General features: G+C 69.6%; 9 protein-coding genes. 5 read left to right on the forward strand and 4 right to left on the reverse strand.

Annotated elements, in window-relative coordinates; translation table 11 throughout:
• Positions 1-185 precede the first annotated feature (185 nt).
• On the forward strand, positions 186-425 hold the full coding sequence (locus AOQ37_RS33030; RefSeq protein ID WP_020130385.1) for a chaplin: 240 nt from the start codon (positions 186-188) through the stop codon (positions 423-425).
• A gap of 204 nt (positions 426-629) precedes the next feature.
• Here AOQ37_RS33030 and AOQ37_RS33035 read toward each other — a convergent pair whose 3' ends face one another.
• A complete protein-coding gene (locus tag AOQ37_RS33035) occupies positions 630-1,418 on the reverse strand; it encodes an Rv1486c family protein (RefSeq protein WP_062649923.1) in 789 nt (262 codons plus the stop codon).
• Positions 1,419-1,571: 153 nt separating this feature from the next.
• Here AOQ37_RS33035 and AOQ37_RS33040 point away from each other — a divergent pair, with 153 nt between their 5' ends.
• The 3 genes from AOQ37_RS33040 to AOQ37_RS33050 all read left to right on the forward strand — a co-directional run bounded on the left by AOQ37_RS33040 (position 1,572) and on the right by AOQ37_RS33050 (position 3,953).
• Complete coding sequence (locus AOQ37_RS33040) at positions 1,572-2,369, forward strand: ABC transporter ATP-binding protein (protein WP_062649925.1); 798 nt, start codon at positions 1,572-1,574, stop codon at positions 2,367-2,369.
• Between the two features lie 53 nt (positions 2,370-2,422).
• A complete protein-coding gene (locus AOQ37_RS33045; RefSeq protein WP_062649927.1) occupies positions 2,423-2,854 on the forward strand; it encodes an NfeD family protein in 432 nt (143 codons plus the stop codon).
• Positions 2,855-2,996: 142 nt separating this feature from the next.
• Entirely contained in the window at positions 2,997-3,953 is a 957-nt protein-coding gene (locus tag AOQ37_RS33050) for an SPFH domain-containing protein (RefSeq protein ID WP_062649929.1), read from the forward strand.
• Positions 3,954-4,021: 68 nt separating this feature from the next.
• Here the strand turns inward: AOQ37_RS33050 and AOQ37_RS33055 are convergent, their stop codons facing one another.
• The 3 genes from AOQ37_RS33055 to AOQ37_RS33065 form a co-directional block, all read right to left on the reverse strand.
• The gene (locus tag AOQ37_RS33055) at positions 4,022-4,528 is read right to left on the reverse strand and encodes an HNH endonuclease (protein WP_062649931.1); all 507 of its coding nucleotides are present in this window, start codon (positions 4,526-4,528) and stop codon (positions 4,022-4,024) included.
• Between the two features lie 200 nt (positions 4,529-4,728).
• Entirely contained in the window at positions 4,729-5,265 is a 537-nt protein-coding gene (locus AOQ37_RS33060) for a YbhB/YbcL family Raf kinase inhibitor-like protein (RefSeq protein ID WP_062649933.1), read from the reverse strand.
• A 126-nt stretch (positions 5,266-5,391) separates the two neighbouring features.
• Complete coding sequence (locus AOQ37_RS33065; protein ID WP_062649934.1) at positions 5,392-6,174, reverse strand: sporulation protein; 783 nt, start codon at positions 6,172-6,174, stop codon at positions 5,392-5,394.
• Positions 6,175-6,325: 151 nt separating this feature from the next.
• Here AOQ37_RS33065 and AOQ37_RS33070 point away from each other — a divergent pair, with 151 nt between their 5' ends.
• Complete coding sequence (locus AOQ37_RS33070) at positions 6,326-6,967, forward strand: DNA-3-methyladenine glycosylase (RefSeq protein WP_062649936.1); 642 nt, start codon at positions 6,326-6,328, stop codon at positions 6,965-6,967.
• The last annotated feature ends 258 nt before the right edge of the window (positions 6,968-7,225 follow it).

The following is a 7,225-nucleotide window of genomic DNA, read 5'->3' on the forward strand; positions in this document are numbered from 1 at the left end:
CTCCGGCCTCCCCCGGCCCCCACCGGGGGAGGCCGGTCTGTTTGTCGCTTCAATGATCTTGTCGCTCCAATGATCCGAACGAGCTGTCTTCCCCGTGGGCCCCGCATCGTCGCCGGACGGTCCCGCGTTGGGCAGCGCACGACCCGCGGCCGGGTCGACACGCAAACGCAGGAGGAACACTTCTCATGAACATTGCCAAGAAGGCTGCCGTGGCCCTCACCGTCGCGGGGATCGCCGCGGGCGCCTCGGCCGGTGCCGCCGTCGCCGACGCCGGTGCCGAGGGCGCGGCCGTGAAGTCGCCGGGCGTCATCTCGGGCAACGTCGTCCAGGTGCCGGTCCACGTCCCGATCAACCTCTGCGGCAACACGATCAACGTGGTCGGCGTGCTGAACCCGGCGTTCGGCAACACCTGCATCAACGACTGATCTCGTAGCCGCAGCACAGAGGGGCCCACGCGTCACGGACGACATGTGGGCCCCTCCGCGTGCAGAGACCAGCCCGTCCCGCGCTTGAGGGCAAGGCCCCCTCAGGGCCGTAGGGGGGCCTGGGGACACACCCCCCAGAGGCTCACACCGGCCGGGCCAACCGGACCACAACACGGGCCACCCGGCACACACGGGCGGCGACGCTCACCGCACCCCCCGCTCCCGCTCCTCCACAACGGAGTTGTACGCGGCGACCTGAGCCCGCCGTGCCGTCCGCTCGACCGGCCGCAAGGCCTCCGCCCGCACCGCCATCTCCGCGGAACTGACCGCGCCCCCGGGCCCGTTCTCATGGGCGAGGTACACCAGCAGCCCCACCCGCTGCGCCAGCTCCAGCACCCGCACCGCCCGGGGCGGATACCCCGGCGCCAGGACCTCCCGCCCCCGCTCGGCCCGGGCCCGGTACGCGTCGATCGCCGCCTCCGCCACCGGCCCCGAACCCGCCAGGTCCAGCCGCGCCAGCACCGCAGTGGCGTCCCGCAGGGCCTCCGCCAGCTCCCGCTCCGCCTCGCCCAGCGACGGCACATCGGCCGGCGGGGCCTCCCGCACCGGCAGACAGTGCCACACGACCTCGACATGCAGATCACCGTCGGGCCCGGCCTCGTACACCTCCGGCACCAGCCCGTACCCGGCGCCGTGACAGACCACGGCCTCCTCCGCCTCCAGCGCCCGCGTGTTGAACTCCGGCGGTCCGCTCAGCCCCAGCGGATGCCCCGGCGCGGGCAGCGCCACCCGCAGCCCGCTCACCCCGAGCGCCCGCAGCCGTCCCAGCGCGAGCGTGAGCCCGACGGGCGCCGGCTCCCCGGGCAGCCCCTCCACCCGGTGCACGGCGTCCTCGCCGACGATGGCGACGACGGCGTCGTCCGGCGAGACAATTCCGGCCAACAGGGCATTTCCCCAAGCGGCGAGGCGACCAGAGCGCGGTTCCGAGAGCATGCCCCCACCCTAAGGACCGGACCGATGGAACGGGCCGCCCGGCCGGTGGCGTAGATTTTCCCGGAGAGGCCGCGCCCACCCATGTGCGGCCGTCCGAGCCACCGGCGCCCGCGACAACCGACCGGCCACACTGCAAGGGGAGACAACGCGCTCATGAGCGATGTTCTGGAGCTTCAGGACGTATCCGTGGTCCGTGAGGGCCGGGCTCTGGTGGACCAGGTCTCCTGGTCGGTCAAGGAGGGCGAGCGCTGGGTCATCCTCGGTCCCAACGGGGCCGGCAAGACGACCCTCCTCAACATCGCCTCCACCTACCTCTTCCCCAGCTCCGGCACCGTCTCCATCCTCGGCGAGACCCTGGGCAGCCCCGGGACCGACGTCTTCGAGCTGCGCCCCCGCGTCGGCATGGCCGGCATCGCCCTCGCCGACAAGCTGCCCAAGCGCCAGACCGTCCTCCAGACCGTGCTGACCGCCGCCTACGGCATGACCGCCGGCTGGCAGGAGGAGTACGAGGACATCGACGAGCAGCGCGCCCGCGCCTTCCTCGACCGCCTCGGCATGAGCGAGTACCTGGACCGCAGGTTCGGCACGCTCTCCGAGGGCGAGCGCAAGCGCACCCTCATCGCCCGCGCCCTGATGACCGACCCCGAGCTGCTGCTCCTCGACGAGCCCGCCGCCGGCCTCGACCTCGGCGGCCGCGAGGACCTCGTACGCCGCCTCGGCCGCCTCGCACGCGACCCCATCGCGCCCTCGATGATCATGGTGACCCACCACGTCGAGGAGATCGCCCCCGGCTTCACCCACGTCCTCATGATCCGCCAGGGCAAGGTGCTCGCCGCGGGCCCGGTCGAGCTGGAGCTCACCTCCCGCAACCTCTCCCTCTGCTTCGGCCTCCCGCTCGTCGTGGAACAGGTCGGCGACCGCTGGACGGCACAGGGCCTTCCGATGTCCTGACCGCTCCCTGTGCGCCCTGTCCCCGGCAGGACGCCCGGCCCTACCATGACGGTGTGAACGACATCGACGCTTGGGTGTGGTGGCTCGTCGGCGCGGCGGCGCTCGGTATCCCGCTCGTGGTGACCGCCATGCCGGAGTTCGGCATGCTCGCGGTCGGCGCGGTGGCCGCCGCCGTGGTGTCGGGCCTCGGCTTCGGAGCCGTCGCCCAGGTACTCGTCTTCATCGTCGTCTCCGTCGCGCTGATCGCCGTCGTACGCCCGATCGCGACCCGGCACGCCAGACAGCGTCCCCAACTCGCCACCGGCATCGACGCCTTGAAGGGCAAGCAGGCCGTCGTGCTGGAGCGCGTCGACGGCTCGGGCGGCCGCATCAAACTCGCCGGAGAGATCTGGTCGGCACGCGCCCTCGACACCGACCGCGCCTACGACGTGGGGCAGGAGGTCGACGTCGTGGACATCGAGGGGGCCACGGCGATCGTCATCTGATCCCGCGCAACTCCCGCACGACGTAAGTGAACAGAACACCTCACGAGCCGTACGACGGTCTGTCACACTCGTCCAGCAAGATCTTCAACAGGCATAAGATCTTCCGAAAGCGCCGAGGCGGAGAAAGGTACGGGGAGCCGCGATGGAACCGGTCATCATCGTCCTGGTCATTCTGGTGGTGTTGGTCTTCATCGCCCTGATCAAGACGATCCAGGTCATCCCGCAGGCGAGTGCCGCCATCGTGGAGCGGTTCGGCCGCTACACGAGGACACTCAACGCGGGCCTCAACATCGTCGTCCCGTTCATAGACACCATCCGCAACCGCATCGACCTGCGCGAACAGGTCGTGCCGTTCCCTCCGCAGCCGGTGATCACCCAGGACAACCTGGTCGTGAACATCGACACCGTCATCTACTACCAGGTGACCGACGCCCGCGCCGCGACCTACGAAGTCGCCAGCTACATCCAGGCGATCGAGCAGCTCACCGTCACCACGCTCCGCAACATCATCGGCGGCATGGACCTCGAGCGGACCCTGACCTCCCGCGAGGAGATCAACGCGGCGCTGCGCGGAGTCCTCGACGAGGCGACCGGCAAGTGGGGCATCCGCGTCAACCGCGTGGAACTGAAGGCCATCGAGCCGCCGACCTCCATCCAGGACTCGATGGAGAAGCAGATGCGCGCCGACCGTGACAAGCGCGCCGCGATCCTCACCGCCGAGGGCACGCGCCAGGCCGCCATCCTCACGGCCGAGGGCGAGAAGCAGTCCCAGATCCTGCGCGCCGAGGGTGAGGCCAAGGCGGCCGCCCTGCGCGCCGAGGGCGAGGCCCAGGCCGTGCGGACGGTCTTCGAGGCCATCCACGCCGGTGACCCGGACCAGAAGCTCCTCTCCTACCAGTACCTCCAGATGCTCCCGAAGATCGCCGAAGGCGACGCGAACAAGCTCTGGATCGTCCCCAGCGAAATCGGCGACGCCCTCAAGGGGTTGTCCGGCGCCATGGGCAACTTCGGTAACTTCGGCGGCAATTCGGGCGGCGGAAACTCCGGCAACGGCAATGGCGGCGGCACGGAACGCCGCGAGAAGCCGTCGATCGACTGACCCGCGGACACACGACCGGGGCCCACCTTCCGAGCGAAGGTGGGCCCCGGTCACATCCCGGACACGGGCTATGCCGCGTCCATGGTCAGCCACTCCGGCAGCGCGGCCAGGTCATCCTGCCCCAGGGCCAGGAGCATCGCGTCCGCAGGCGTCGGCTCGAACGGCTGCCGCAGCAACGGCATCTCCGCCTGCTCGGGAGTCCGGTCGGCCTTGCGGTGATTGTCCTCCGCGCACGAGGCGACGGTGTTCAGCCACCCGTCCTGACCCCCCTGCGCCCGCGGCACCACGTGGTCCACGGTCGTCGCCCGGCGACCGCAGTACGCGCACCGGTGCCGGTCCCTTATCAGCACACCCCGCCGCGACCACGGAGCTTGTCTTCGGAACGGCACCCGTACGTATCTGCACAGCCTGATCACCCGCGGCGCCGGTATGTCGACCTCGGCTCCGCGCATCCGCAGTTCGGGGTGGGCCTGCTCGACGACGGCCTTGTCCTGAAGCACCAGAACGACGGCTCGGTTCAACGTCACCGTCGACAGCGGCTCGAAGCTCGCGTTCAGTACCAGCGTGTCCCGCATACCAGCCCACCTCCTGTGTGCACCGGCCCACCCCCTGGCGGGCTGGGATCAACTCTGGCCGGGCACGCCGAGATGGACAACGCAATATCTGCTGCTCCACGGGAGGTGACCCCCGCGACCCCCGGCAACAAAAATGCCCGCCTCTGATCACTTCCAAGACCAGAGGCGGGCAAACGTTCAATGAACGATGAGCCGACTCATCACTCCGCGGGGACCTCGTACTCACCGACCAGCTGAGCGCGGCCGATCGTGTGGAACCGCAGATTGAATCCCACGACGGCGGGCGAGGCGTCGGCGTCCGGACCGAGCTTCTCCTGGTCCACCGCGTACACGGTGAAGACGTACCGGTGCGGCCCGTCCCCCGGCGGCGGCGCGGCCCCGCCGAACTCCTTGCCGCCGTAGTCGTTGCGCGCGTGGACGGCGCCCTCGGGCAGCCCCTCGAACTTGCCGCCGCCCGCACCCGCCGGCAGCTCGGTCACCGAGGCCGGGATGTCGAACAGGACCCAGTGCCAGAATCCGCTGCCCGTCGGAGCATCCGGGTCGTAGCAGGTCACGGCGAAACTCTTGGTCCCGGCCGGGAAGCCCTCCCACCGCAGCTGGGGCGAGGTGTTCCCCGCGGCGTGGACCTGGGCGTCCTCGAGGGTCGCCCCCTCCTCGACATCCTCGCTCGTGACCGTGAACGACGGAACCGGCGGATGGAAATCGTGGGGCAGCGGCCGCCTCTTCGGTTCGGTCACTTCGACACCTCCTGATAGATCGGCAGGGCACTCCCTTCGGAGCCTACGACCTCCGCCCGCCGCACGGACGCGCGGACGCACGGAGGGCCCGGAACGCCGTACGGCACTCCGGGCCCTCCTCGTGCGTCAGAACCAGTTGCGCTTGCTGCCGACCTCGGACAGCCACTGGTTGAGGTACGCCGCCCAGTCGGTCCCCTGGTAGTCGTGCAGACCCACCTGGAACGAGCGGAAGGTGTCGCTGCCCTCGCTGAACAGCCCCGGCTTCTTGTCCATCTCCAGCACGACGTCCATGGTGTGCTCGTCGGCCACGAAGCTCAGCTCGACCTGGTTCAGACCCCGGTACTGCGACGGCGGGAAGAACTCGATCTCCTGGTAGAACGGCAGCTTCTGCCGCGTACCGCGGATGTGCCCGCGCTCCAGGTCCGCGTTCTTGAAGCGGAAGCCCAGCTGGAGGAACGCGTCCAGGATCGCCTTCTGCGCCGGCAGCGGGTGCACGTTGATCGGGTCCAGGTCACCGGAGTCCACCGCGCGGGCGATCTCCAGCTCGGTGGTCACACCGATGTTCATGCCACGCAGCGTCTGACCGTCGATCGTCGTGACCGGCGTCTCCCACGGGATCTCGAGCCCGAACGGCACCGCGTGCACGGCACCGGCCTGGAGCTCGAAGGCACCCCCGAGCCGCAGCTTCGTGAACTCGATGTCCTGCTTGTACTCCTGGTCGCCGTTCTCGACCTCGACCTTGGCCTGAAGCCCGACCGAGAGCCCCTCGATCTGCTGGTTGACGGACCCGCCCTGGATCCGCACCTCACCCTGCACGACACCGCCCGGAACGACGTTGACCTCGGTCAGCACCGTCTCGACCGAAGCCCCACCGGCCCCCAGACTCGCGAGCAGCTTCTTGAACGCCATGTCTCTCCCTCTACGACCATCTTGTTACGGGATCCCTCGACCCCTACATACGCGATCCCGGCGCGGCCGGTTCCGTGCCCCACACCCTGGCAAGACGGACGCCCGCTGACCACCCCGACGCACCCGGACGTCTGCACTACGCTCGGAGGGCATGATCGCGACCCCCGACCGTACGCCCCTGCCCAGGACCTTCTTCGACCGCCCTGTCCTGGAGGTGGCCCAGGATCTGCTCGGCCGTCTCCTCGTCCGCACGACCCCCGACGGTCCGATCACCCTGCGCATCACGGAGGTCGAGGCCTACGACGGTCCGAACGATCCCGGGTCCCACGCCTATCGCGGCCCGACGGCCCGCAACGGCGTGATGTTCGGTCCGCCCGGACATGTGTACGTCTACTTCACCTACGGCATGTGGCACTGCATGAACCTGGTCTGCGGTCCGGACGGCGTGGCCAGTGCCGTACTGCTCCGCGCCGGGGAGATCGTCGAGGGCGCCGAGTGGGCCCGCAAACGTCGACTCTCGGCCCGAAACGACATGGAACTGGCCAAAGGCCCCGCCCGCCTGGCCACCGCCCTGGACGTGGACCGAGCCCTCGACGGCACGGACGCCTGCGCCACGGGGGACACCCCCCTGCGGATGCTGACCGGCACCCCGGTCGGCTCCGACCAGGTACGCAGCGGCCCGCGCACCGGAGTGTCCGGCGACGGAGCGGTCCATCCCTGGCGGTACTGGGTCGCCGACGACCCGACGGTCAGCCCGTACCGGGCCCATGTCCCGAGGCGCCGCCGAAGTTGACTCGCTGTCGGCCGACGCGTAATGTAGCCCGAGCCGCTTGACCGGGTCTGGCATTCGCCGGCAGTCGGAAGCGGCCAACCCACTACCTACGACGCCCCTCAGCGGGAGCGAATTCGGCATGTCCGCATGCCCGAATTCCCACCGCGCGGAACTCGATTATGAGTTGCGGAGGGAATCGGCTAACGTAGTGAATGTCGAAAGGCCGACAGGTGAAAGCCCAAAGCCCAAGACAATCCCCCCGACAGGGAATCGGATCAA

The sequence above is a fragment of the Streptomyces maremycinicus genome, from assembly GCF_001184025.1.
In the GTDB taxonomy this organism is placed as follows: Bacteria; Actinomycetota; Actinomycetes; order Streptomycetales; family Streptomycetaceae; genus Streptomyces; species Streptomyces maremycinicus.